This window comes from Azospirillum ramasamyi, assembly GCF_003233655.1.
Taxonomy (GTDB): Bacteria; Pseudomonadota; Alphaproteobacteria; order Azospirillales; family Azospirillaceae; genus Azospirillum; species Azospirillum ramasamyi.
The window spans coordinates 1,360,224-1,381,766 of record NZ_CP029829.1; the positions used below are offsets into that span (position 1 = coordinate 1,360,224).

Here is a 21,543-nt window from a genome sequence, read left to right on the forward strand (position 1 = left end):
GCTCCACCCATGCGTACCGGCTGCGGCGACGGTTCACCTCGCACGCTCCGGCTATGCGCTCCAGCGCACCGGCCCGTCGGGCACCCCCCGAAATGCCGGCTTTGCGGCGCTCCGGCCGACCGCTATACCGCGTGAATGAGCTTTGCCCGCGCCATCGCCACCGTCGGCGGACTGACCCTGCTGAGCCGGCTGGCCGGCTTCGCACGCGACATTTTGACCGCTGCGGTCCTGGGCGCCGGTCCGGTGGCCGACGCCTTCTTCGTGGCGCTGAAACTGCCCAACCTGTTCCGCCGCCTGTTCGCGGAAGGAGCCTTCGGCGTCGCCTTCGTCCCCCTGTTCGCGGCGGAGCTGCAGACCCGCGGCCGGGCCGCCGCCGTCCGCTTCGCGGAAGAGTCGCTGGCGATGCTGCTGGCGGTGCTGCTGCCCTTCACGCTGGCGGCCGTCATCGCGATGCCCTGGCTGATGCATGGCCTCGCCCCCGGCTTTTCCGACGAACCCGCCAAATTCGCATTGGCGGTGGACATGGCCCGGCTGACCTTTCCCTATCTGGCGCTGATCTCGCTGGTGGCGCTGCTGGGCGGGGTGCTGAACGCGCTGGACCGCTTCGGCCCCTTCGCCGCCGCACCGATCGCCTTCAACCTGACCCTGGTCGCCGCCCTGCTGGTCGCGCCGCGGCTGGGGCTGGAGCCGGGTATCGCCATGGCGGCGGCGGTCACCCTGTCCGGAATGGTGCAGGTCGGATGGATGGCCTGGGCCTGCCGCAATGCCGGCGTGACGCTTCGCCTGCGGCGGCCCCGGATGACCGACGGCATGCGGCGGCTGTTCCGGCTGATCGGGCCGGGGGCCATCGGGGCCGGCGTCATGCAGATCAACCTGTTCCTGAACATCGTTCTCGCCTCGCTCCTGCCGTCGGGCGCCGTCTCGTTCCTTTATTATGCCGACCGGCTGAACCAGATGCCGCTGGGCGTCATCGGCATCGCCATCGGCACCGCCCTGCTGCCGGTTCTGGCCCGCCATGCCGCCGCCGGAGACGAGGGGATGGTGCGCCATTACCTGAGCCGCGCGCTGGAATTCAGCCTGCTGCTCGGTCTTCCCGCCGCGGTCGCGCTGGGCGTGGCGGGGGCGCCGATGGTGTCCGTCCTGTTCCAGCGCGGCGCCTTCGGCCCGGAAGAGGCGCACGCCACCGCCATGGCACTCGCCGCCTATGCCATCGGCATCCCGGCCTATGTGATCGTGAAGTCGCTGAACGCCGCCTTCTTCGCCCGGCACGACACGGTGACGCCGGTGCGCGTCGCGATCATCGTGACCGTCGCGACCGCCGTGCTGGCGCTGGCGCTGATGCCGTGGCTGCAGCATGTCGGCATCGCGCTCGCCACCGGGCTGACGGCATGGCTGGATGTCGGGCTGCTGGTGGCGGCGATGCGCAGGCGAGGCCTGTTCGACCTCGACGCCCGGCTGAAGCGCCGCGCGCCCCGCATCGCGGCGGCGGCGGTCGGGATGGGGGCGGTGCTGGCGCTGGGCGGCGGGCTGCTGGCGCCGTGGCTGGAGGCACCGTCCACCGCAATGCGGTTCGCCGCCCTGGCTCTGCTGGTCGCCGGCGGTGGCGCGGCCTTCGGAGTTCTCGCGGTGGCGCTGGGCGGGGCCAGCCTGGGCGACGTGAAGGGCATGCTGTCGAAATCCCCCTCCATCCCCCGGGAAGATGAGAAGGTTGAGGAAGAGGCACCGCGGGAGTCCGGCAAAGTTCCCGCAGCGAATCCCCCCTCACCCTAGTCCTTTCCAGCCTTCCCTACTCCTCTCTAGTCTTTACCCGGGAGGGAGAGGAGATAACACGGCATGGCTACGCCACTTGACGACGGTCATAAGCGGTCGTACAAGCGAGCCCACGTGGTGATTTGGTCGACCGGCTTGCGGGCCACGTAAAACAACCCGCTAAAAAGGTCCGAGCCGCGTCCGCGCCTCGACCCGATCGGTCGGGGCTTTTTTCGTTTGCGGCCGGCCCTGCCCCACCGGCGATCATCAGGGGAGAGTGGCGGAATGTCGCGCACCGATCATCGCAATCCGAACGTTTCGGGCCTGCGCCCGCGGTCCAAACTGGTCCATGGCGGCATCCGCCGTTCGCAATTCGACGAGACCTGCGAGGCGCTGTACCAGACCTCCGGCTTCGTCTACGGCTCGGCCGAGGAGGCGGAGAACGCCTTCGCCAACGACGGCGCGCGCCACGTCTATTCGCGCTTCCGCAACCCGACCTCGGCGATGTTCGAGGACCGGCTGGCCGAGTATGAGGGAGCGGAATGGGCCTATGCCACGTCCAGCGGCATGGCGGCGGTGCATGGCGCGCTGATGAGCGGGCTGCGCACCGGCGACCGGGTGGTGGCGCCGCGGGCGCTCTTCATCTCCTGCTACTGGGTCCTCAAGGAGCTGTGCAGCCGCTTCGGTATCGAAACGGTGTTCGTCGACGGCACCAATCTGGCGGAGTGGGAAGAGGCGCTGTCCAAGCCGACCAAGGCGGTCTTCCTGGAAACCCCGTCCAACCCCGGCCTGGAGGTCGTCGACCTGCGGGCGGTCTGCGATCTCGCCCACAAGGCCGGTGCGGTCGTCGTCGCCGACAACGCCTTCGCGACGCCGGTGCTTCAGCGTCCCTTCGACTTCGGCGCCGATGTCATCATCTATTCGGCGACCAAGCACATCGACGGCCAAGGCCGCTGTCTGGGCGGCGTCATCCTGGCCAAGGACAAGAAATACGCCTCGGAAGTGATCCATCCCTTCCTGCGCAACACCGGCCCGACCATCTCCCCCTTCAATTCCTGGCTGCTGCTGAAGGGGATGGAGACGCTGGAACTGCGCGTGCATGCCCAGTCGGCGGCGGCGCTGCAGGTGGCGGAATTCCTGGAAAGCCATCCGAAGGTCGCCCAGGTGCTCTATCCGCTGCTGCCCAGCCACCCGCAGTATGATCTCGTGCGCAAGCAGATGACCGGCGGCGGCAACATGCTGTCGATCTTCCTGAAGGGAGGCAAGGCCGAGGCGTTCAATGCCCTGAACGGCCTGCGGATGGTGATGATCTCCAACAATCTGGGCGATTCCAAGAGCCTGATCACCCACCCCGCAACCACCACCCATTCCAAGCTGACCGACGGGGAAAAGGTCGCCGCCCGGATCGAACCCGGCCTGCTGCGCCTGTCCGTTGGTCTAGAGGATCCCCAGGACATCATCGAAGATCTCGACCGCGCGCTCGCCGAGGCGTAAAGATCGTGCCGGAACTTATGCTGCAGTGCAGCGTTGAAGCCGCAGCCAGGTTCCGGCAACGATATTCCGAGAGGGGCGACGCCTATGGCACGACAGAACGCCGGCAACGGCCATCCCACCGACAGGCTCATGGCGGTGGCGGGCCAGCTGACAAAAACCGGCCTTCGCAGTAGCGAAATGGGCGTTGCGGCCGCGCAGACCATCGGCTACCGCACCGCGATGATGGCGGCGGCGATGTCGAACCCCATCGACTTCGCCAACCCCGAATTCATCCGCATGGGGTCCGAGAAGGTCGAGGCGGCGGTTGAGGCTTTTCACGCCGTCGCCACCGGCATCAACGAGTTCGGGCAGGCCTGGTTCACCATGGTGACGAAGCAGACCCAGGCGGCTGCCGTCACCATCGGCGGCCTTGCCGCGTGCAAGAATCCGGTCGAGATCGTCGACGTCCAGCAGCGCCTGCTGGCCGACGCGGTCGATGCCGGCATCCATGCCAACCTGCGCCTGATCGAGGCGACGGCCGCGCTGGCCGCCGCCGGCATGAACCCCGCGTACCGCAAGGTGCGGGCGAACGCCCGCCGCCTCGCCCGCGAACAGGCCTGAGCAAGCCGGCTTCCGGGTTCAGACCACATCCACCGGAGCAAGGCGGCAGCAGCTGCCGTCCTGTTCCACCTGGATGGTGGCGTGGCCGATGCCGAAGCGGTCCTTCAGCACCGACGAGATTTCCAGCAGCAGCGCGTCGTCCTGGTTCTTGCCGGGACGGACGAGATGGGCTGTCAGCGCGGTCTCCGTCGTGCTGATCGGCCAGATGTGCAGGTCATGCACCGCGGCGACGCCCGGCAGTCCGGCCAGATAGCGCTCCACCCCTGCCCGGTCGATGCCGTCGGGCACCGCATTCATCGCCAGCCGCACCGAATCGCGCAGCAATCCCCAGGTGCCGGCGATGATCACCAGCGCGATGACGACGCTGGTCATCGGGTCCAGCCAGAGCCAGCCGGTGAAGCGGATGGCCAGCGCCGACACCACCACGCCGGCGGACACCGCCGCGTCCGCCGCCATGTGCAGGTAGGCGCCGCGCAGGTTGATGTCCTGCTTCTGTCCGCCGAAGAAAAGCCAGGCGGTCCAGCCGTTGATGACGATGCCGATCACCGCCACCACCATCACCGTGGTCTCGGCCACCGGTTCGGGCTGCACCAGCCGGGTCGCCGCCTCCATCAGGATGGCGCCGACGGCGATCAGCAGGATCATCGCGTTCAGCAGCGACGCCAGGATCGAAGCGTTCCCAAAGCCGTACGTATAGCGCCCCCTCGGCAGCCGCCGTCCCAGCCATACCGCCCCCCAGGCCAGCAGCAACCCCATCACGTCGCTGAGGTTATGCCCGGCATCGGCCAGCAGAGCGGTGGAGTTGGCAAGCAGGCCATAGACCGCCTCCACCATCACGAAGCCGATGTTCAGCAGCGCACCCAGGGCGAAGGAGCGGTCGTAGCGGGCAGGACCGTGATGATGGCCACCATGGTCATGGGTTCCATGGGGATGGGTACCGTGGGTATGGCCGCCGTGGGTGTGTCCATGCGGCATGATGGAAAGCCTCGTCGGAAGATGCGTTGCGGCCTACGCAACCATGGGCCCGCCGCTGCAGGGCGGCAAGACCCGCGCAACGGCTGTCCGCCGCCTCTTGCGCCGATCCGCCGCGGCGCCTAGCTTCGCGCGGTCACTGACACCAACCGTGAACGAAGGAATTGGTCATGAAGGCGCGCGTCACCTGGGTGGACGGCAAGATGTTCGTCGGCGAATCCGGCAGCGGCCATGCCGTGGTGATGGATGGTGCGCCCGAATCCGGCGGCCGCAACGCCGGCATCCGCCCGATGGAAATGCTGCTGATCGGAATGGGCGGCTGCACCTGCTTCGATGTCGTGATGATCCTGGAAAAGGGCCGCCAGCAGATCACCGATTGCGTCGCCGCAATCGAGGCCGAGCGGGCGGACACCGATCCCAAGGTTTTCACCAAGATTCATGTTCATTTCACGGTGACCGGCCGCAAGCTGGATCCGGCCAAGGTGGAGCGCGCCATCGCGCTGTCGGCGGAAAAATACTGCTCCGCCTCCATCATGCTGGGCCAGACCGCAACCATTACCCACGATTTCGAGGTGGTCGAAGCGCCGTAAGGGCGCCTTTCGACGGCCGCCATCGGCTTTTCGGTTGCATCCATACGCATGAACGGGGAAGGATCGGACGATAAATCCGTTCCTTTGCGATCAGTGCGTGCGCAAACTCGCCATCATCATCCTCGCAACCGCCTTTCCAGTCCTTGCCGACGACGGGCGATCCAGCCTGTCCGACTGGGGCGGGGTCGGGCTTTTGCAGATGCCGAATGCGCGGATGGCGCCAGACGGATCGATGAGCGGCGGTTTGACGGCGCTCGGCGACCTGCACCGTCACTATGCCATCTCCGCGCAGCCGTTGCCCTGGCTGGAGGTCACGGCGCGCAACAGCGCCTATCCCAGCTATTACGGCCTCAGCGAACCCGGCCTTGACCTCAAGCTTCGCCTGCGGCGGGAGGACGAACGCGGGCCGGCGCTGGTGGTCGGCGGGCGGGACGTAACCGGGTCCGGGCTCGACCTGCCGGGCAAGGGGCGCTTTGCCGGCGAGTACGTCGCCCTGTCGCGCCGCTGGTGGGATGTGGACCTTACGGTCGGCATGGGGTGGGGAACGTTGGGCGAGGCCGGGCATCTGCGCAATCCGCTGCGCTTTCTGGGCGGCCGGTTCCGTCGCGACCGCGATCCCTCGGCCTGGCCGACCAGCCGCGGGCCGCGGGCATGGTTCAGCGGTGAGCGGGTGGCCCTGTTCGGCGGAGCGGAATGGCACATGCCGGCCGTGGGGCCGCTGGAAGGGCTGAGCCTGAAGCTGGAATCGTCCGGCGACCGCTTCCGGGCGCAACGGCAGGACGAGCCCGGCTTCGATCCCGGCAGCCGCTACAGCCTCGGCCTGTCCTGGCGTCCGGCCTCCTGGGCAGATCTGGGTGCCGCCTATGAGCAGGGGCGGCGCTTGATGCTGCGCCTGTCGATCCGCTTCGATCCGGCTGTGGATGCCGACCGCTCTCACCCCCCTCCCCCCGTGATCGGGCCGCGGCCATCCGAAGGGGCGGCGCTGTCGGCGGAGGCCATCGCGCTGGTCGCCCGCAGCCGCGGATTGCCCGCCCGGTCGGTCCGCATCGACGGCGAGATGGCGACCCTCTGGCTCGACCCGGCCGGCGGCGGGCGGCTGCCGCTGGCCCGCGAGGTGGGGGACGCGGCACGGCTGCTCGCCGATCTCGCCCCGCCACAGGTGGAGAGGTTGCGCGTGGTCACCGGTGCGGCTGGGATCGAGAGCGCCGCCACGACCCTGCTGCGCCGCGATCTGGAGCGGGCCACCGGTCATCGCGGCAGTCCCGAGGAGATCTGGCGCACCACCGCCGTAGAGCCGTCCGCCGGCCCGCCGCCGGACTGGCGCCCAAGGCTCGACCTGTCGACGCGGCTGGTCGCGACCTTCGATCTGGCGGAACTTGGAACCGCACTGGCCCAGCGTACCCACACCGATGTGATGCTGCGCGGCGAGCCGATGCGCGGGCTGGTGCTGGGCGGCGGCCTGCGCATCGATGCCGGTAGCGAGCTGACGCTTCTCGACACCAACGCCCTGCCGGCCCCCCATCCGGTGCGCAGCGACCTGCCGCGTTATGTGGAACGGCCGCTGTCGCTCGACCATGCCTATGCGGCGTGGCTCGCCAGCCCGGTGGACGGGCTGACCACCCGGCTGTCGCTGGGCCAGCTTGAGGAGATGTATGGCGGGTTCGGGGCGGAGGCCCTGTACCAGCCGCTGGCCGCCCGCTGGGCCATCGGCCTAGACCTCAATCGGGTCTGGAAGCGGCGGCCGGACAGTCTGTTCGGCATCGACGACGGCGATGCGCGCGGCACCGGCCACGCCAGCCTCTATTGGGAAGCGCCGGGGGCGGACACCACGACCGCATTGCGGCTAGGGCGCTATCTGGGCGGCGACTGGGGCGGAACGGTGGAGGTGATGCGGCGCTTCGACGGCGGCATCGGGCTGACCGCCAACGCCACCTGGACCGAGGGGCCGGACGGCGGCCAAAGCCGGTTCGGCGGGCGGATGGACTGGGGTCTTGCGCTGGTGGTGCCGATCGGGGCATCGGCCTGGATGCCGGTCGGCGGCACCGTCGAGACGGCGGTTCGAACACTGGGGCGCGATGCGGGACAGCGCCTGCGGCAGCCGCTGCCGCTCTACGACCAGCGGGTGCCGGGAGGCTATGGCCGCCTCGCCGGCACATGGTCCCGCCTGTCGAACTGAGGTCAGCGGGCCGGTGCTCCGGTGCCCTGGGAGGCGGGCCTGATGGTGGAGGCACCAGGATCAAGAACCACGGTCATCCATTGGCCTTGACGATCCTGCACATTGGCAACGTAGTCGTTGCCGACCTTATGGAAATCACGCACCGTCACAAAGCCGGCGGCGCTGAGTTCGTTCAGCAGCATGGTCTGCCGCACCGCGATCGAAGGCTGGCCGGAACCGCGGCGCGTGGCGCTTCTGGACGAGGCCCCGCCGGAACTTCCCTTGCCGGTCGACATCGAGGAATCGCTGCCCGTGCTGCCGGAGTAGGTGCTTGAATAGGTATTTTGCGCCATCGCGGCCGGAGCCGCCGCGAGCGTGACGGCGAAGGCCGCCAGCCAGAGCCTGGTGTTCATCTTTCCCTCCCTGCGGATGGTCGCCGCGACCGGACCGCGGCGTCGCCGGAGGTCAGGCCGCCGGCCGTCAGGGAAGGAAACACCCGAGGGCGCCGGTTGTTGCGCGGGCTGCTTCGCCCGGTTTTGCGCCGGGTGATGCGCGCACTGTTGCAGATATGCCAGACCTCGATGGTCCGGGCATGCGCGGACACTCCGGCCGATAGTGGATCCGGGAACATCATGCCCGCGGCGTTGTTCTGATCTCAGAATGCCGCCGCACCGGCTGTACTTGCCGTCACCTTGAACCGTCTTCCCGGACAGGAAGACATCGGGGGGCGCCGACAACGGGACGGCGGATGCGCCACGGCTTGTCTCATGCGCGACGCCCGAAGTCCTTTGCGTTACTTCGGCCTAGCAAGGGAGGGTATGATGCTCTATTGGGCTCTTGTTTTCTTCGTCATCGCGCTGATCGCCGGCGCGCTCGGGTTCGGCGGGATCGCGTCGGCCAGCTCCGGCATCGCGCAGATCCTGTTCTTCCTGTTCCTGGTGCTGTTCGCCATCAGCCTGATCATGGGTCTGGTCCGGCGACGGTAGAGCCGGGGAAACCGCCGGGGAGTCCCCCGATGACTTTCGTCCCCTACCGGATGGAACCATCGGCGGACCGCCCGGTTGATTGCTGCATCTCCTGAAGCCTCCCGAGGCTGCACTCCACTCTCTCCCCGCAGAAGTGACGTTAGGACCGGCGCGTCCGCACGGCGCTTCGATTGTCCCCGCCTTCGGCGGCGTCTCCCCGGACGCCGCCGTTTTTTTTTCGCCTTTGAAGACGGGGACGGCGCCCGGACATGAAAACGGGGCGCCCGGCAACCGGACGCCCCGTGTTTCATGATACTGGCCGTTGCCGATCAGGCGTCGGCGTCCTCCCCGGGATCGCGGCCTTCCATCAGGAGGCGGAGCGCGCGGCGGCCGCGTGACAGGCGCGACTTCACCGTGCCGATCGAAATGCCGAGGATATCGGCCGCCTCGTTGTAGGAAATCCCTTCCAGGCCGATCAGCAGCACGACCTCCCGCTGTTCGTTCGGCAGCAGGGCGAGCGCGCGGCGCAGGTCGCGCAGTTCCATCCGCACGAATTGCGACCCCGGTGCCGCGCCGATGGCGGCCTGCGCTTCGGCGTCGATGTCGACCACCGGCTGGCGGCGGCGGACGCCGTTGATGTGCAGATTGCGCAGGATGGTGAACAGCCAGGCGCGCAGGTTGGTGCCGGGGCGCCACAGATGCAGGCGGGACAGCGCGCGTTCAAGGCATTCCTGGACCAGATCGTCGGCCAGCGTGGCATCGCGCACCATGGCGCGGGCGAAACGGCGCAGACGCGGGATTTCCTCTTCGATCTGCCGGATCACCGCCGGGTCCGGCGGCGCATTGGGATCGGGACGGAATTCGTCGTCGGCGGACGTGGCGTCGGCTGGGTCGAGGTGGGCCCCGCCAATCCCGGCCTCGTCGATCCTGGCCGCGTCCATCCCGGCTGCGTCGCTCTTGGCCGCATCGCTTCCGGCTTCGGCCTCGATAGCCTCGGCATGAGCGTTCAAATGGGTCTCCGTCTGAGCCGCGGCATTCTGCGCGCCATTGGTGGCGGCACGGCCGTTACGGGCATCGGTGGGGTTCAGGTCAGTGTACGTCGGTGCGCGGTCCGAACGGGTCCGGCCGACGGCCTCGGCGCCGAAGGCTACAGGCTCGACCGGGGCCGGGCCGCGCATTCGGTGGCTCAAGGTGGTCGCGACGTGGTTCGCCATCGGTGAAACGATGCCTCCTTCAATGCCGTTCGCCACAGCCGCACCGACCACTTTCGCGGTTCTTCCGGCACTGCCGGGGCCTTCGGCGCAACGGCCCCGGACGAGGTTTGCTTGCATCGTCCGGGGCCGCCGAATTTGCAACCGATTATCTGGCCCGATCCCTACGTAATGAGCGCACAAAGGGGCTGCCAGTTGGGAAAAAGGCTAGTGGGTCATACAATCGGGCCAGATTACCCCTAGAGTACCCCGTGTATCCCAGGATGATCACCGTTCGGGCGTTGGATAAAAATTTGGTCTTTCGTTATCTCTCCAACACGATTGGAGGACGCATGACCAACATGAAAATAAAAAGACCGATCGAAACACCTCGATCGGCCTATGGATTTTTTATTGGCGGCGCCACATCAAGCGGTTTTGGTGACTTAGTGACAGGCAGCCGGCCTTCCGTTTCGAATTATGCCGCCAACTCTGCCGATCGGTGCAGCAGACGCGGCGGTGTCCTCCCTGTGAGTTCTGACATCGATCTTTCGATTGTCTCGAACGGCTTCAATAAAATCATACAGGGGGGCCCGGTGGAACACCACACGAACCTTTGCGGTACGCCGTCCGCGCTTCGTGCATCCGCAACCCATCGGCGCACCCGCCGGCAGTTCTCCAGCCGTGCGCGCATCGCTGCGCTGGCCGCCGCCCTGATGCTTCCCGGCCTGCTGGCTGCCGTTCCCGCCCAGGCCAACGTCGCGGAGAGGACCGTCGTGGCGCTGGAAGCGCTCGCCAACAAAGGCAGCGTCCGGGCCCAATATGAACTGGCGCAGCATTACGAACGGGGCAACGGGGTCAAGAGCGACGCACGGTTGGCATTATCGCTCTATTGCCGCGCGGCCCGTCAGGATTATGCCGATGCGGCACTGATGGCCGGGCGTATGCACATGGCCGGCGTGGGCGGCGTCAGCAAGAATGCCGAGCTTGGCCGCGCCTGGTTGCGGAAGGCCGCCGCATTGGGCAGCGAACAGGCGGAACGGCTGGTCGGCAGCGTCAGCGGCAACGTGAAGACTCCGGACCGCTGCGAACCGCCCAACCTGCGCTGGGGCATCATCCGAAAGCCGCCCGCCGAAATCCGCGCCATGGTGCAGAAGATGGCACCCACCTACGGCCTCGACCCCGATCTCGTTCTGGCGATCATCGCGGTGGAGTCCGGCTATCGCGTCGACGTGGTGTCGCACAAGAACGCCCAGGGGCTGATGCAGCTGATCCCGGAGACGGCGGAACGCTTCGGCGTCACCAACCCGTTCGACGCGGAACAGAACCTGCGCGGCGGCATGAAGTACCTGCGCTGGCTGCTGGCCTATTTCGACGGCAACGTGACCCATGCTCTGGCCGGCTACAATGCCGGAGAGGGGGCGGTCCTGCAGCACAAGGGCATCCCGCCCTACCGCGAGACACAGGATTACGTCGTCAAGATCCGCAGCATCTACGCGCAGAGCTATCACCCCTTCAACCGCGGAATCGTGCAGTCCGCCGGACTGGAAAGCACCGCGCGAGAGGAGGTTGCGGAGCTGTCCCTTTCGACCAGGGCGCGCAGCGGCGGAAAGCGCTGAGAACGCCAGATTGCGACTCGGAAAAATGCGACTCGGGCGACTCGGGAGGCCTTTGGTTAACGCTTTGGTTATAAAGTGATGATTACCCTCGGGGAACGACGGATTTCGCTGGCGTTGATGTCCTGGACAAGGATGCCTTCCCGCGTCACCCGCCAGCGTCTCACCCGCAACGTTTCATTCGAACGTTTCCCGAGGACCTGCCCGATGCCCATGGCCGCCGACGTCGACACCATCGAACGCACCTCCATCGTCGCCTACACGCTGCTGAACGAACTCCATGAAGTCCTGGCCCTGCCCAAGGCTCCGGACGACGTCACGCTGGGCATTCTGATGGGTATGGCCATGTTCCTCGACGACAAGGTCGGCCCGATGCGCGCCAAGCGCCTGATGAGCGAGGCGCCCTCCATCGTGCTGAAGACGGATGCCCACGTCACCGCCGACCAGACCCAACGCATCCTGCCGGTCCTGCGCGCCTTCGGCGACCACCTGAAGGAACTGCGCATGAAGGCCGAGCGTCCGGTGAGCGGCACCGTCGGCTGACCGCCCGCCGCGGTCCAAAGCGAATTTGCATTCGCTTTAGGTTGATATGACCTCATTCGCCGGTCAGGCGTCGGCCGCATGAGCGGCCGGGTCCGCCGTCGCGGTCCAAAGCGGATTGCAATCCGCTCTAATGAATTTTGCCCGATGGGCCCGCACCGGACACGGTGCCGGGTCCGTCGGCGTTTATGCCGCGGTCACGGATTGTCGGGCAGCTTGACCAATCGGTGGAATCGGCGGAAGCTTGCCGCCCATGGACTGGTTCACCGGGATCAGCATCGTCGCCATTGCGGCCGGCGTGACCATCAGCCTTGTCGTGCTGGTGGCCGTCGGATCGATCCGCCGCAGCCTGAACGAGGCGTCGGCGCGCCAGTCCCAGCAAATCCGCAAGCTGACGGAGACGGTGGCGACGCTGTCTGCGCAGAATCAGGCGGCGCAGACCCGCATCCAGCAACTGACCGACGCCAACCGCAAGATGTCCGACGAGCTGACGGCTCTCGGCGAGCGGCTGAGCGATGCCGACACGGTCCAGCGCGTGGCCGGCACGGCGAGGCTTCTTCATTGACCGCGACACCGCTTTCCGATTCCGTCAATCCCAACCCCGTGAAGCCAGACGCCGCCCGCGAGCGCGACCGCTGGACCGCCAGCGCCGATGCCTGGGACCGCTGGGCCGACCCGATGGCCGATCTGGCCGACAAGTTGAACCGTCCGCTGCTGGACGCCGCCGGATTGGCGGAGGGCGACCGGCTGCTCGACCTTGCGTCCGGTGCGGGAGAGCCGGCGCTGAGCGCCGCGCGCCGGGCCGGGCCGGGCGGTCTGGTGGTCGGCAGCGATCTCGTTCCCGGCATGATGGCCGGTGCGGTGCGCCGTTCCCGCGGCGTCGATGGGCCGGCACCCGCCTTCACCGCGGCGGACATGACCGCCCTGCCCTTCGCAGATGCCGCCTTCGACCGCGTGACCTGCCGCTTCGGGATCATGTTCGTGCCGGCGGTGGAGGCCGCCCTGCGCGAGGTCCGTCGCGTGCTGCGCCCCGGCGGCAAGGCCGCCTTCATGGTCTGGGGGCCGCGCGCCGGCAATGGCCTGTTCGCCGAGATCGGCGATGTCGTGGCCGCCCATCTGGGCGAGGATGGCAGCCTTGACCCTCTGTTTCGCTTTGCCGAGCCCGGATTGCTCGCCGATGCGATGCGGGGCTCGGGATTTGAGCAGAGCGCCGAGACCGACCTGACCCCGGTCCGCAAGGCGCCGGCCGGCCAGCCCTTCTGGCGCGCCGCCCTGGACATGAGCTTCGGCCACCGGCTGGGCGGCCTGGACAGGGAACGGCGCGGCGCGCTGGAGGCCGACATCGCGCGGCGGTTCGATGCGCAGGCGGTGGACGGCATCGTGCCGGTACCGTCTCATGCGCGGATCGTGGTGGGCTGGTAAGGGCGGTCGCAGCCAGCCTTCCCTGAAATGCAGAAAGGCCGGGCAAATGCCCGGCCTTTCCACTGTCGAACGAAGCACCTGTCGTCAGGCGAAGGCCTTGTAGGCGATCAGCGTAAAGGTGTCGCGCACCCCCGGCAGGGTCTGGACATGCTCGGTCACGAAGCGGCCGATGTCGTCATCCTGCTTCAGATAGCACTTCATCAGCAGATCGTACTGGCCGGAGATCGAATGCACCTCCGAGACCTGTTCGATCAGCTGCACGGCCTGATCGGCGACCTCATAGGCCTTGCCGAGATCGCATTTGACCATGACGAAGATGGTCTGCACGGGCTCAGCCCTCCTGCGACGTGTCGGTCGAGGTTTCGGCGGACGGACGCGGACGGGCGGAACGCAGCATGAAGGCCGGCATATGGTCGCCGAAACCAATCACCGGCACGTCGTCATCGTCGTCGTCACGGCGGCGGCGGCGGTCGCGGTCACGATCGCGGCGCGGATCGTTGCTGCGGCGCGCCTCGGCTGCGGCCAGCGATTCACGGGGCTGACGCTCCTCGCGCACCGGACGGTCGTCGCGGGCAACCCGCTCCTCACGAACCGGCCGATCCTCACGGACGGGACGCTCTTCACGGGCCGGCCGATCCTCACGGGCGGCGCGCTCCTCGCGGGGCGCGCGTTCCTCACGCGGGGCGCGCTCCTCACGGCCGCCGCGGGGCGGACGGGCTTCCGTCTTGGCAGCGCGGCCTCCACGGCCACGGCCACGGCCACGGGAGCCGCTGTCTTCCTCGCCGAACTCGGCCGTCTCCAGGCCGTCGATGGCGATCATGGGGATCTCCCGCTTGATGAGGCGCGTGATGGCGCCGACCAGTTTGGTGTCGTCGGGCGTCGCCAGCATGAAGGCGCGGCCCTTGTTGCCCGCGCGGCCGGTGCGGCCGATGCGATGGACATAGTCGTCCGGCGTCAGCGGCACGTCGAAATTGAAGACGTGGCTGAGACCCTGCACATCGATGCCGCGGGCGGCGACGTCGGAGCAGACCAGCAGGGTGATTTCGCCCTGCTTGAAACGCTCCAGCGTCTCGGTCCGCTTGGACTGGACCATGTCGCCATGCAGCGCGCCGACATTGAACCCGTGACGCTCCAGCGACTTCTGCAGCACGGCGATGTCGCGCTTGCGGTTGCAGAAGATGAAGGCGTTCTTCACATCCTCGGTCTGCAGCAGATGGCGCAGAGCCTTGCGCTTGTCCATCTCGTGCACCAGGACCATCGCCTGCGTCACCGTTTCCGCCGGCGAGGCGGGCGGGGCGACGCTGATCTCCATCGGATCGCTGAGGAAGGCGTCGGCCAGACGGCGGATTTCCGGCGGCATGGTCGCGGAGAAGAACAGGGTCTGCCGGTTCTTCGGCAACTTGCTGACGATGCGCTCGATATCGGGGATGAATCCCATGTCGAGCATGCGGTCGGCCTCGTCGATGACGAAGACCTTGATGTCGTTCAGCATGATGTTGCCGCGCTCGAACAGGTCGATCAGACGACCCGGAGTCGCGATCAGAACATCCACCCCGCGGTCGAGCTTCTTCACCTGTTCGGTGAAGGTCTCGCCGCCGATCAGCAGCGCCATGCTGAGCTTGTGGTGCTTGCCGTAGGTCTCGAAGCTTTCCGCCACCTGGGCCGCCAACTCGCGCGTCGGCTCCAGGATCAGGGACCGCGGCATCCGCGCACGGGCACGGCCCGACGCCAGGATGTCGATCATGGGCAAGGTGAAGCTCGCCGTCTTGCCGGTGCCCGTCTGCGCGCAGCCCAGCACGTCGCGGCGTTGCAGGACACAGGGAATTGCCTGTTCCTGAATGGGCGTCGGTTGGGTGTAACCCTTGTCCTCGATGGCGCGCAGGACGTCAGGGCCAAGCCCAAGTTCCGAAAAAAGCATCCAACCTGTTTCTGTTCTGGAGTGCGCAAATCGAGCGATCATCGCCCGATGCCTGGATGAGCCCGAAGAATAGGTAGACAAAGCGACATGTCAATAGATCCGATGTTCCGATGCCGAAAATAGGCGCGAAAACACGCCGCGTTGGCGAAATCGATGCTCTGCGCTAGGCTGTCCGACGGCGTTGCCGCGAGTCGCGGCCATTGCCGGCGCCCTGGACAAGGACGCCATGCCCCAAATGGAACGGTCGAGTGCATTTGATGATTCTTCGTGCCCAGGAATCGGTGCTGGTTGTGGTCGACGTCCAGGAACGCCTGTTGCCGGCCATCCACGAATCCGCCCGCGTCGTCCGAAATGCCGGGATGCTGTTGAAGGCCGCGGCGGCCCTGTCCGTGCCGGTGCTGGTGACGGAGCAGTATTCCCGCGGCCTTGGGCCGACGGTGGAAGCGGTGCGCGCCGAACTGCCGCCCGGCACCCCGGTGATCGAGAAGATCACCTTCGGAAGCACCGGCGAGCCGGCCTTCAACACCGCGATCGAAGAGTTGAAGCGTCCGCAGATCGTGCTGTGCGGGACGGAGGCCCATGTCTGCGTCATGCAGACCGCGCTGGGGCTGCGCCAGCAGGGCCATGAGGTCTATCTGGTCGCCGACGCGGTATCCTCGCGCACCCCCGCCAACCACGCCGCCGCGCTGGAGCGGATGCGCGCCGCCGGCGTCACCATCGTCACCACAGAGATGGTCCTGTTCGAATGGATGGAACGGGCCGGCACGCCGGTCTTCAAGGTCATCGTCGCCCTGGTGAAGTGAGCGGAGGAAAAGCCCGATGCCGAACAGCCCCACGCCCGGACGCCCCGCCCTGATCCTGCTGCCCGGCATGCCGCTGGACGCGGCGCTGTGGGACCATCAGCTCCGCCACCTCGCCGATGTCGCCGACCCGCAGGTGGTCGAGCTGGCGGACTGCGAGTCCATCGCCGCCATGGCGGACAAGGTGCTGGCGGCGGCGCCCGACCGCTTCGCCGTCGCCGGCCTGTCGATGGGCGGCTATGTCGCCCTGGAGATCCTGCGCCGGGCGCCGCAGCGCGTTGACAGGCTGGCGCTGCTCGACACCAACGCCCGCCCCGACACGGCGGAGGCGAGCGTCACCCGGCGCGAGGCGGTCGCGCTCGCCCGCCAGGGCCGCTATGGGCAGGTGATCCGCGCCGCCCTGCCCCGCCTGATCCACCCCGGCCGCATGGCCGATGAGGGGTTCGTCAGGCCGGTGCTGAACCAGATGGAGCGGGTCGGGGTGGACGGCTATGCCCGCGAGCAGGAGGCGATCATCAACCGCCCGGACAGCCGCCCCGGACTTTCCGCCATCCGCTGCCCCACGCTGGTGGTCTGCGGACGCCAGGACGTGCTGACCCCGCCCGCCCTGCACGAGGAGATGGCCGAAGCGATCCCCGGCGCGAGGCTGGTGCTGGTCGAGGATTGCGGGCACCTGTCGGCAATGGAGCAGCCGCAGGCGGTGACCGCCCTGATGCGCGACTGGCTGCTGCGGGACTGACGGCCCGCCACTGCCGTCAGCAGTCGATGCCGCCGCAGAACAGGCCGGCCCGCCGGCTGGGGAACAGGGCAAAGGTCATGTCGCTGATCAGGTTGCGGAAATCGGGATCGTCCGGCCCCTGCGGCCGGTCGAGCCAGCCGGTGGCCGAGGTCAGCGCGCCGCCGGAGCGGCAGAACGCCCCCTGCACGACGATGGGTCCGCCCGGCGGCGACGTCGGGATCGGCCCATCCGTGCAAAGCGACGAGTTCAGCATCGTCTCCGCGACGTTGAAGGCCAGAACCACCTTGTAATCCCGCCGCGCCGTGTCGTTCGGCGTGGTGGTGAGGTTGGTCTTCACCCCGGCCACGCGGTTCTGCATGTGGGGCAGAACCTTTTCCGCGAAGCGCTCCGGCGGCAGGCCGAAGGGGTCGCCATGCAGAACCACCCGCAGGTCGCGGTTTCCCGCCCCGTAGGAAACCTCGCTGAGCGTATAGGCGGAGGACGGTTCGTTCGCCACCACCCTCTCGTTGGTGCAGGCGGCGAGGACCGAAGCACCCATCAGCAGGGCGGCGAGCGGCGGGAGCATGCGCATGATCGGATCGTCCGTTGGTATCGCTGGGCCGGATATGGGGAGCGGTTGCCGGATGGGCGAGTGCACCCCTGCCCGATGGACCGGGTCCGTTACAGATCCCGCAGCCATTTGTCCGCGGCGCGGGCAATCAATGACGGATAATCGGGACGTTCCGGCCCGATCAGGGGAAGGCCGAACTCCGCGACGATGCCTGCGACAGTCGCGTCGGTCAGTTCCACACCCTGCGTTCGGGCGCGGCGGGCTATTGCCAGTTCCTGGCCCCAGACATAGACCCGCCGCGCGCCGGTGTTGCGCGCATGGCCCGGGACTGTTCCATCCGCTCGTCGCCATTGATCGGCAGCCAGATGTCGGTCATCAGCGTATCGGTTGGCTCCGCGGTACGGAATTCCAGCGCATCGGCGTTGACGAGAACGATCTTCGCCACGGCCTCGGCCGGAAGCTGGTCGAACAGGCCGATGCGCCGGTTGACCTCGATCACATCAGGGTCGAGTTCGACGACGGTGACCCGCGTCACTTCCGGCCGTAGCGCCGCGTTCACCGCCGCCCAACCCATGCCCATACCCATCACCACCGTATGGCCGGTGGCGGCGCGCACGCCGATCTCCTGACTTTCGATCTCCATCGGCGTCATCGACATCCAGCAGCGAGGGTCGCCATCCGCCTCCCGTCGGAACAGGGCGGCGGTCCCGGTCGTCATCATCGCTGGACTCCAATAGCCGGAGCTCACCAGCATCGGTGCCACCCGCAACTGCCAGCGCCCGACTTCGCAAGGCTCGTAGCGCGGCATGAACAGGTCGGTGGCGAAAGGAGTCAGTGACGAAAGAGCTTCGGCGACAATCTCCGGCGGGAGGGCGTCAGCCGGAATGTTCGCTCCGGGAAAGGCTAAGGGGTGCATGCGTCTCCTGAGGGCGGAAAACGTCGCGGATAAATTCCGGAATGCCTGTGCCCAGGATGATAAACCAAGCAAAGGCTTCCCCAAAAGCGGGAATTTTGCGCGATGTTTTCCACTTGGAGTCCAGCCGACGCTGCGCCTGTCATGGCGGTGCCTTCGGCGACGTGATGACCTGCCGTCCCATGCGGCAAGGTCATCCGTTACATTCCGAATGCCTGTTCAGACAGGTCCGTCAACAGGAGCAATAACTAAACGTCGATATCATCCGCCTTCACAAACTTCGCGTTGTCCTGGATGAAGCGGAAGCGAAGCTCCGCCTTCTTACCCATCAGTTCCTCGACCAGGGAGCGGGTACGCTCGAATTCCGGCTTTTCTTCCGGATCGGCGGCATTGGGCACGACCACGCGCAGAAGCGAGCGCTTGGACGGGTCCATTGTCGTGTCGCGCAGCTGGGCCGGCATCATTTCGCCCAAGCCCTTGAAGCGGCTGATGTCGGGCTTCTTGCCCTTGAACATCTTCGACAGCAGCTCGTCCTTGTGGGCGTCGTCGCGGGCGTAGACCTGCTTGTTGCCGTGGCTGAGGCGGTAGAGCGGCGGCAGGGCGAGATACAGGTGGCCTTCCTGGATCAGGCCCGGCATCTCGCGGTAGAAGAAGGTCATCAGCAGGGAGGCGATGTGGGCGCCGTCGACATCGGCGTCCGTCATGATGATGACCCGCTCGTACCGCAGCTTGTCGGTCGAGAAGTCCTTGCCGGTGCCGCAGCCCAGCGCCTGGACCAGATCGTTCAACTCCTGATTGGCCTTCATCTTGTCGACCGATGCGCTGGCGACGTTCAGGATCTTGCCGCGCAGCGGCAGGATGGCCTGGGTCTCGCGCTGGCGCGCCTGCTTGGCGGAGCCGCCGGCCGAGTCACCCTCCACCAGGAACAGTTCGGTACCCTCGGGAGAGTTGCGCGAGCAGTCCGCCAGCTTGCCGGGCAGGCGCAGGCGGCGGGTTGCCGACTTGCGCGTCATCTCCTTGGACTGCTTGCGGCGCGCGCGTTCTTCCGCCTTTTCGATCAGGCGCTCCAGCAGGGCGTTTGCGCTCTGCGGATCGCCGGACAGCCAATGGTCGAAATGGTCCTTCACCGCGGTTTCGACGAGGCGCTGCGCCTCGGCCGTCACCAGCTTTTCCTTGGTCTGGCCCTGGAAATGCGGTTCGCGGATGAAGACCGACAGCAGGATGCAGGCGTCGCCCATCACGTCGTCGGCGGTGACCTGCCCGGCGCGCTTGTTGTTCGTCAGCTCGCCATAGGCCTTCAGGCCGCGGGTCAGCGCGGTGCGCAGGCCGGCCTCATGGGTGCCGCCCTGGGGAGTCGGCACGGTGTTGCAGTAGGTGTGCGAAAAGCCTTCGTCGTCATCCGGCCACGCCACCGCCCATTCCACCCGGCCCTGGCCGTTGGGGAAGTCGAGCGCGCCGGCGAAGGGCGCCCGCGTCAGCGTCTTGCGGTCCTTCAGCGCCGCGGTCAGGTAGTCCTGAAGCCCGCCGGGAAAATGCAGGGTCTCCGATGCCGGCGTGGTGGCGTCCACCGACAGCAGCGACGGGTCGCAACTCCACCGGATCTCCACCCCACGGAACAGATAGGCCTTGGAGCGCGCCAGCCGGTACAACCGGTGCGGTTCGAAATGGGCGCTCTCGCCGAAGATCTCGGCATCCGCATGGAAGCGGATGGTGGTGCCGCGGCGGTTGACGTTGCCGCGATGGGCCAGCGGCCCCAGCGGCAGGCCGCGGCTGTATTCCTGGACGTAGAGCTGCTTCTCGCGGGCGATCTCCACCGTCAGCCGGTCCGACAGGGCGTTCACCACCGACAGGCCGACGCCGTGCAGGCCGCCCGAGGTCTGGTAGACCTTGTTGGAGAATTTGCCGCCGGAGTGCAGCGTGGTCATGATGACTTCCAGCGCCGACTTGCCCGGATATTTCGGGTGGTCGTCGATGGGAATGCCGCGCCCGTTGTCGCGCACCATCACCGTGCCGTCGGCGGACAGTTCCAGGTCGATGCGGCTGGCATGTCCGGCCACCGCCTCGTCCATGGCGTTGTCCAGAACCTCCGCCACCAGATGGTGCAGCGCACGGTCGTCGGTGCCGCCGATATACATGCCCGGCCGGCGCCGGACGGGCTCCAGCCCCTCCAGAACCTCGATATCCTGGGCAGAGTAGCTGTCGGCCTTCGGGGCCGTGTTCTCGAAAAGGTCGCTCATGACGGGATGATAGGAATTTCGTCAGGGGTGCGCAAGCGCATCCTGTGCCGTTTATAGTGCGGTGCCACAAGCTTTTGTGCAGGAAATTTTCGAGACGCCGGAGGAAGCATGAGCGGAGCGCACGCATACGACTTCGACAACGGCCCTGCCCTGCGGGCCATCGCCATGCCGGCGGACACCAATCCGAACGGCGACATCTTCGGCGGCTGGCTGCTGGCCCAGATGGATCTGGCCGGCGGCACGGTGGCGGTACGGCGCAGCCATGGCCGCGTCGCCACCGTCGGCATCGAGGCGATGACCTTCCACAAGCCGGTCTTCGTCGGCGACGAGGTCAGCTGCTTCGCCCGGATCGAGAAGGTCGGCCGCACCTCGCTGCGCGTCCGCATCGAGACCTGGGTGCGGCGCGAACGCTCCGGCTCCGACCCGATCAAGGTCACGGAAGGCGTGTTCACCTATGTCGCCATCGGCGAGGACCGCAAGCCGCGTGAAGTGCCGCCGGAGTGAGCCCCGTCAGGCGGCCGGTGCCTTGACGAAATGCTGGTGGCCGTGGTCGCACTGGCCACGGGCATGCTTGTCGTCGCAGCTTTCGCCGGAGGTCAGGCCGATCCAGCCATGCAGCGTGGTGGGGTCGAAGCCGGCCTCGCGGCGGTCGCCGGACTGGATCAGCGGACGGCGGATCAACTCGCGGTCTGCCAGCATGGCGGACAGCGCGGCGGTCTCGTCGAGAGCATCGGGATTGACGGCGCCCGACTTCACGGCGGCGGCGCGGCGGTTGAACCAGGCGTCGACATCCTTGTCGCCGAAGAAGGCGCGGAGGTCGGCAGCGGTCAAATCGGCGGTGGCAAGATCGCGTTCGACCAGCGTGTGACCGGCGGCGGTCAGCTGCTGCTTCTGCTTGGCGTTCGCTGGGCAACCGGCCATTCCGTAGAAAATCACTTTGGCCATCGGGCACTCCGCTGTTGGATGGGGGATCCTGATCCGGGAAGCAATCAGGACCGATTTCGTCCAGTCTAACGGCAGTGCATCATGAAAATGGGCGCGACGGAATGCCGCGCCCACAATTATTATATGGGTATTCCGGCCCGGCCCGCGA

The 21,543-nt window shown here is 67.1% G+C and carries 23 protein-coding genes and 1 riboswitch; of the genes, 13 read left to right on the top strand and 10 right to left on the bottom strand.

All coding sequences use genetic code 11. The features are described from left to right. The first annotated feature begins 135 nt into the window (after positions 1-135). The 3 genes from murJ to DM194_RS06290 all read left to right on the top strand — a co-directional run bounded on the left by murJ (position 136) and on the right by DM194_RS06290 (position 3,843). On the top strand, positions 136-1,770 hold the full coding sequence (gene murJ / locus DM194_RS06280; protein ID WP_246024117.1) for a murein biosynthesis integral membrane protein MurJ: 1,635 nt from the start codon (positions 136-138) through the stop codon (positions 1,768-1,770). 104 nt (positions 1,771-1,874) lie between these two features. After that, positions 1,875-1,954: riboswitch (SAM riboswitch) on the top strand. Positions 1,955-2,034: 80 nt separating this feature from the next. Beyond that, positions 2,035-3,243: an O-succinylhomoserine sulfhydrylase gene (metZ, locus tag DM194_RS06285; RefSeq protein ID WP_111066440.1), complete on the top strand. Its 1,209-nt coding sequence runs from the start codon at positions 2,035-2,037 to the stop codon at positions 3,241-3,243. A gap of 84 nt (positions 3,244-3,327) precedes the next feature. Continuing rightward, the gene (locus DM194_RS06290) at positions 3,328-3,843 is read left to right on the top strand and encodes a phasin family protein (protein ID WP_111066441.1); all 516 of its coding nucleotides are present in this window, start codon (positions 3,328-3,330) and stop codon (positions 3,841-3,843) included. A gap of 18 nt (positions 3,844-3,861) precedes the next feature. Here the strand turns inward: DM194_RS06290 and DM194_RS06295 are convergent, their stop codons facing one another. Then, entirely contained in the window at positions 3,862-4,818 is a 957-nt protein-coding gene (locus DM194_RS06295) for a cation diffusion facilitator family transporter (protein WP_111066442.1), read from the bottom strand. 167 nt (positions 4,819-4,985) lie between these two features. Between DM194_RS06295 and DM194_RS06300 the strand changes: the two genes are divergently transcribed. Together DM194_RS06300 and DM194_RS06305 are read left to right on the top strand one after the other, a co-directional pair. Beyond that, complete coding sequence (locus DM194_RS06300; protein ID WP_109109402.1) at positions 4,986-5,405, top strand: OsmC family protein; 420 nt, start codon at positions 4,986-4,988, stop codon at positions 5,403-5,405. Positions 5,406-5,502: 97 nt separating this feature from the next. Continuing rightward, the gene (locus DM194_RS06305; RefSeq protein WP_111066443.1) at positions 5,503-7,581 is read left to right on the top strand and encodes a YjbH domain-containing protein; all 2,079 of its coding nucleotides are present in this window, start codon (positions 5,503-5,505) and stop codon (positions 7,579-7,581) included. A gap of 2 nt (positions 7,582-7,583) precedes the next feature. Here DM194_RS06305 and DM194_RS06310 read toward each other — a convergent pair whose 3' ends face one another. Beyond that, on the bottom strand, positions 7,584-7,973 hold the full coding sequence (locus DM194_RS06310; RefSeq protein WP_111066444.1) for a hypothetical protein: 390 nt from the start codon (positions 7,971-7,973) through the stop codon (positions 7,584-7,586). 408 nt (positions 7,974-8,381) lie between these two features. On the opposite strand from DM194_RS06310, the gene DM194_RS06315 reads away from it, so the two are divergent. Then, positions 8,382-8,546 carry a DUF1328 domain-containing protein gene (locus DM194_RS06315; RefSeq protein WP_042689062.1) on the top strand — a complete coding sequence of 55 codons (165 nt, stop codon included), beginning with the start codon at positions 8,382-8,384 and terminating at the stop codon, positions 8,544-8,546. A 308-nt stretch (positions 8,547-8,854) separates the two neighbouring features. Here DM194_RS06315 and DM194_RS28610 read toward each other — a convergent pair whose 3' ends face one another. Beyond that, the gene (locus DM194_RS28610) at positions 8,855-9,856 is read right to left on the bottom strand and encodes an RNA polymerase sigma factor (RefSeq protein ID WP_246024118.1); all 1,002 of its coding nucleotides are present in this window, start codon (positions 9,854-9,856) and stop codon (positions 8,855-8,857) included. A gap of 455 nt (positions 9,857-10,311) precedes the next feature. Between DM194_RS28610 and DM194_RS06325 the strand changes: the two genes are divergently transcribed. The 4 genes from DM194_RS06325 (at position 10,312) to DM194_RS06340 (ending at position 13,293) form a co-directional block, all read left to right on the top strand. Then, positions 10,312-11,334 carry a transglycosylase SLT domain-containing protein gene (locus tag DM194_RS06325; protein WP_246024119.1) on the top strand — a complete coding sequence of 341 codons (1,023 nt, stop codon included), beginning with the start codon at positions 10,312-10,314 and terminating at the stop codon, positions 11,332-11,334. Between the two features lie 204 nt (positions 11,335-11,538). Further along, on the top strand, positions 11,539-11,874 hold the full coding sequence (locus tag DM194_RS06330; RefSeq protein ID WP_111066446.1) for a hypothetical protein: 336 nt from the start codon (positions 11,539-11,541) through the stop codon (positions 11,872-11,874). Positions 11,875-12,124: 250 nt separating this feature from the next. Continuing rightward, positions 12,125-12,436, top strand: a complete 312-nt coding sequence (locus tag DM194_RS06335) for a bZIP transcription factor (RefSeq protein ID WP_111066447.1) — start codon at positions 12,125-12,127, stop codon at positions 12,434-12,436. Next, on the top strand, positions 12,433-13,293 hold the full coding sequence (locus DM194_RS06340) for a class I SAM-dependent methyltransferase (RefSeq protein WP_111066448.1): 861 nt from the start codon (positions 12,433-12,435) through the stop codon (positions 13,291-13,293). The genes DM194_RS06335 and DM194_RS06340 overlap by 4 nt, the downstream gene beginning before the upstream one ends. A gap of 84 nt (positions 13,294-13,377) precedes the next feature. On the opposite strand, the gene DM194_RS06345 is transcribed toward DM194_RS06340, so the two are convergent. Together DM194_RS06345 and DM194_RS06350 are read right to left on the bottom strand one after the other, a co-directional pair. Continuing rightward, the gene (locus DM194_RS06345; protein ID WP_045580201.1) at positions 13,378-13,620 is read right to left on the bottom strand and encodes an Lrp/AsnC ligand binding domain-containing protein; all 243 of its coding nucleotides are present in this window, start codon (positions 13,618-13,620) and stop codon (positions 13,378-13,380) included. Positions 13,621-13,624: 4 nt separating this feature from the next. After that, positions 13,625-15,211 carry a DEAD/DEAH box helicase gene (locus DM194_RS06350; protein WP_111066449.1) on the bottom strand — a complete coding sequence of 529 codons (1,587 nt, stop codon included), beginning with the start codon at positions 15,209-15,211 and terminating at the stop codon, positions 13,625-13,627. A 257-nt stretch (positions 15,212-15,468) separates the two neighbouring features. Here DM194_RS06350 and DM194_RS06355 point away from each other — a divergent pair, with 257 nt between their 5' ends. Next, positions 15,469-16,014, top strand: coding sequence for a hydrolase (locus DM194_RS06355; protein WP_111066450.1), 546 nt, complete (start codon positions 15,469-15,471; stop codon positions 16,012-16,014). Positions 16,015-16,030: 16 nt separating this feature from the next. Further along, positions 16,031-16,750 (top strand): alpha/beta fold hydrolase, encoded by a 720-nt coding sequence (locus tag DM194_RS06360; protein WP_111066451.1) that lies wholly within the window; start codon positions 16,031-16,033, stop codon positions 16,748-16,750. Positions 16,751-16,766: 16 nt separating this feature from the next. On the opposite strand, the gene DM194_RS06365 is transcribed toward DM194_RS06360, so the two are convergent. The 4 genes from DM194_RS06365 to parE all read right to left on the bottom strand — a co-directional run bounded on the left by DM194_RS06365 (position 16,767) and on the right by parE (position 20,450). Then, positions 16,767-17,321, bottom strand: a complete 555-nt coding sequence (locus tag DM194_RS06365; protein WP_111066452.1) for a hypothetical protein — start codon at positions 17,319-17,321, stop codon at positions 16,767-16,769. A gap of 89 nt (positions 17,322-17,410) precedes the next feature. Continuing rightward, positions 17,411-17,539 carry a hypothetical protein gene (locus DM194_RS28930; RefSeq protein WP_281280275.1) on the bottom strand — a complete coding sequence of 43 codons (129 nt, stop codon included), beginning with the start codon at positions 17,537-17,539 and terminating at the stop codon, positions 17,411-17,413. A gap of 23 nt (positions 17,540-17,562) precedes the next feature. Continuing rightward, the gene (locus DM194_RS06370; protein ID WP_246024120.1) at positions 17,563-18,216 is read right to left on the bottom strand and encodes a hypothetical protein; all 654 of its coding nucleotides are present in this window, start codon (positions 18,214-18,216) and stop codon (positions 17,563-17,565) included. A gap of 245 nt (positions 18,217-18,461) precedes the next feature. Further along, positions 18,462-20,450 carry a DNA topoisomerase IV subunit B gene (gene parE, locus DM194_RS06375; RefSeq protein WP_111066453.1) on the bottom strand — a complete coding sequence of 663 codons (1,989 nt, stop codon included), beginning with the start codon at positions 20,448-20,450 and terminating at the stop codon, positions 18,462-18,464. A gap of 108 nt (positions 20,451-20,558) precedes the next feature. Here parE and DM194_RS06380 point away from each other — a divergent pair, with 108 nt between their 5' ends. Then, on the top strand, positions 20,559-20,954 hold the full coding sequence (locus DM194_RS06380) for an acyl-CoA thioesterase (protein ID WP_111066454.1): 396 nt from the start codon (positions 20,559-20,561) through the stop codon (positions 20,952-20,954). 6 nt (positions 20,955-20,960) lie between these two features. Here DM194_RS06380 and DM194_RS06385 read toward each other — a convergent pair whose 3' ends face one another. After that, the gene (locus tag DM194_RS06385; RefSeq protein WP_111066455.1) at positions 20,961-21,395 is read right to left on the bottom strand and encodes an ArsC/Spx/MgsR family protein; all 435 of its coding nucleotides are present in this window, start codon (positions 21,393-21,395) and stop codon (positions 20,961-20,963) included. Positions 21,396-21,543 lie beyond the last annotated feature (148 nt).

What these genes read in the sequence shown, in the direction of transcription:
- murJ (WP_246024117.1), top strand. Translation starts at nt 136, where the DNA reads ATGAGCTTTGCCCGCGCCATCGCCACCGTCGGCGGACTGACCCTGCTG.
- metZ (WP_111066440.1), top strand. Translation starts at nt 2,035, where the DNA reads ATGTCGCGCACCGATCATCGCAATCCGAACGTTTCGGGCCTGCGCCCG.
- DM194_RS06290 (WP_111066441.1), top strand. Translation starts at nt 3,328, where the DNA reads ATGGCACGACAGAACGCCGGCAACGGCCATCCCACCGACAGGCTCATG.
- DM194_RS06295 (WP_111066442.1), bottom strand. Translation starts at nt 4,818, where the DNA reads ATGCCGCATGGACACACCCACGGCGGCCATACCCACGGTACCCATCCC.
- DM194_RS06300 (WP_109109402.1), top strand. Translation starts at nt 4,986, where the DNA reads ATGAAGGCGCGCGTCACCTGGGTGGACGGCAAGATGTTCGTCGGCGAA.
- DM194_RS06310 (WP_111066444.1), bottom strand. Translation starts at nt 7,973, where the DNA reads ATGAACACCAGGCTCTGGCTGGCGGCCTTCGCCGTCACGCTCGCGGCG.
- DM194_RS06315 (WP_042689062.1), top strand. Translation starts at nt 8,382, where the DNA reads ATGCTCTATTGGGCTCTTGTTTTCTTCGTCATCGCGCTGATCGCCGGC.
- DM194_RS28610 (WP_246024118.1), bottom strand. Translation starts at nt 9,856, where the DNA reads ATGCAAGCAAACCTCGTCCGGGGCCGTTGCGCCGAAGGCCCCGGCAGT.
- DM194_RS06330 (WP_111066446.1), top strand. Translation starts at nt 11,539, where the DNA reads ATGCCCATGGCCGCCGACGTCGACACCATCGAACGCACCTCCATCGTC.
- DM194_RS06335 (WP_111066447.1), top strand. Translation starts at nt 12,125, where the DNA reads ATGGACTGGTTCACCGGGATCAGCATCGTCGCCATTGCGGCCGGCGTG.
- DM194_RS06350 (WP_111066449.1), bottom strand. Translation starts at nt 15,211, where the DNA reads ATGCTTTTTTCGGAACTTGGGCTTGGCCCTGACGTCCTGCGCGCCATC.
- DM194_RS06355 (WP_111066450.1), top strand. Translation starts at nt 15,469, where the DNA reads ATGATTCTTCGTGCCCAGGAATCGGTGCTGGTTGTGGTCGACGTCCAG.
- DM194_RS06360 (WP_111066451.1), top strand. Translation starts at nt 16,031, where the DNA reads ATGCCGAACAGCCCCACGCCCGGACGCCCCGCCCTGATCCTGCTGCCC.
- DM194_RS06365 (WP_111066452.1), bottom strand. Translation starts at nt 17,321, where the DNA reads ATGCGCATGCTCCCGCCGCTCGCCGCCCTGCTGATGGGTGCTTCGGTC.
- DM194_RS06370 (WP_246024120.1), bottom strand. Translation starts at nt 18,216, where the DNA reads ATGCACCCCTTAGCCTTTCCCGGAGCGAACATTCCGGCTGACGCCCTC.
- parE (WP_111066453.1), bottom strand. Translation starts at nt 20,450, where the DNA reads ATGAGCGACCTTTTCGAGAACACGGCCCCGAAGGCCGACAGCTACTCT.
- DM194_RS06380 (WP_111066454.1), top strand. Translation starts at nt 20,559, where the DNA reads ATGAGCGGAGCGCACGCATACGACTTCGACAACGGCCCTGCCCTGCGG.
- DM194_RS06385 (WP_111066455.1), bottom strand. Translation starts at nt 21,395, where the DNA reads ATGGCCAAAGTGATTTTCTACGGAATGGCCGGTTGCCCAGCGAACGCC.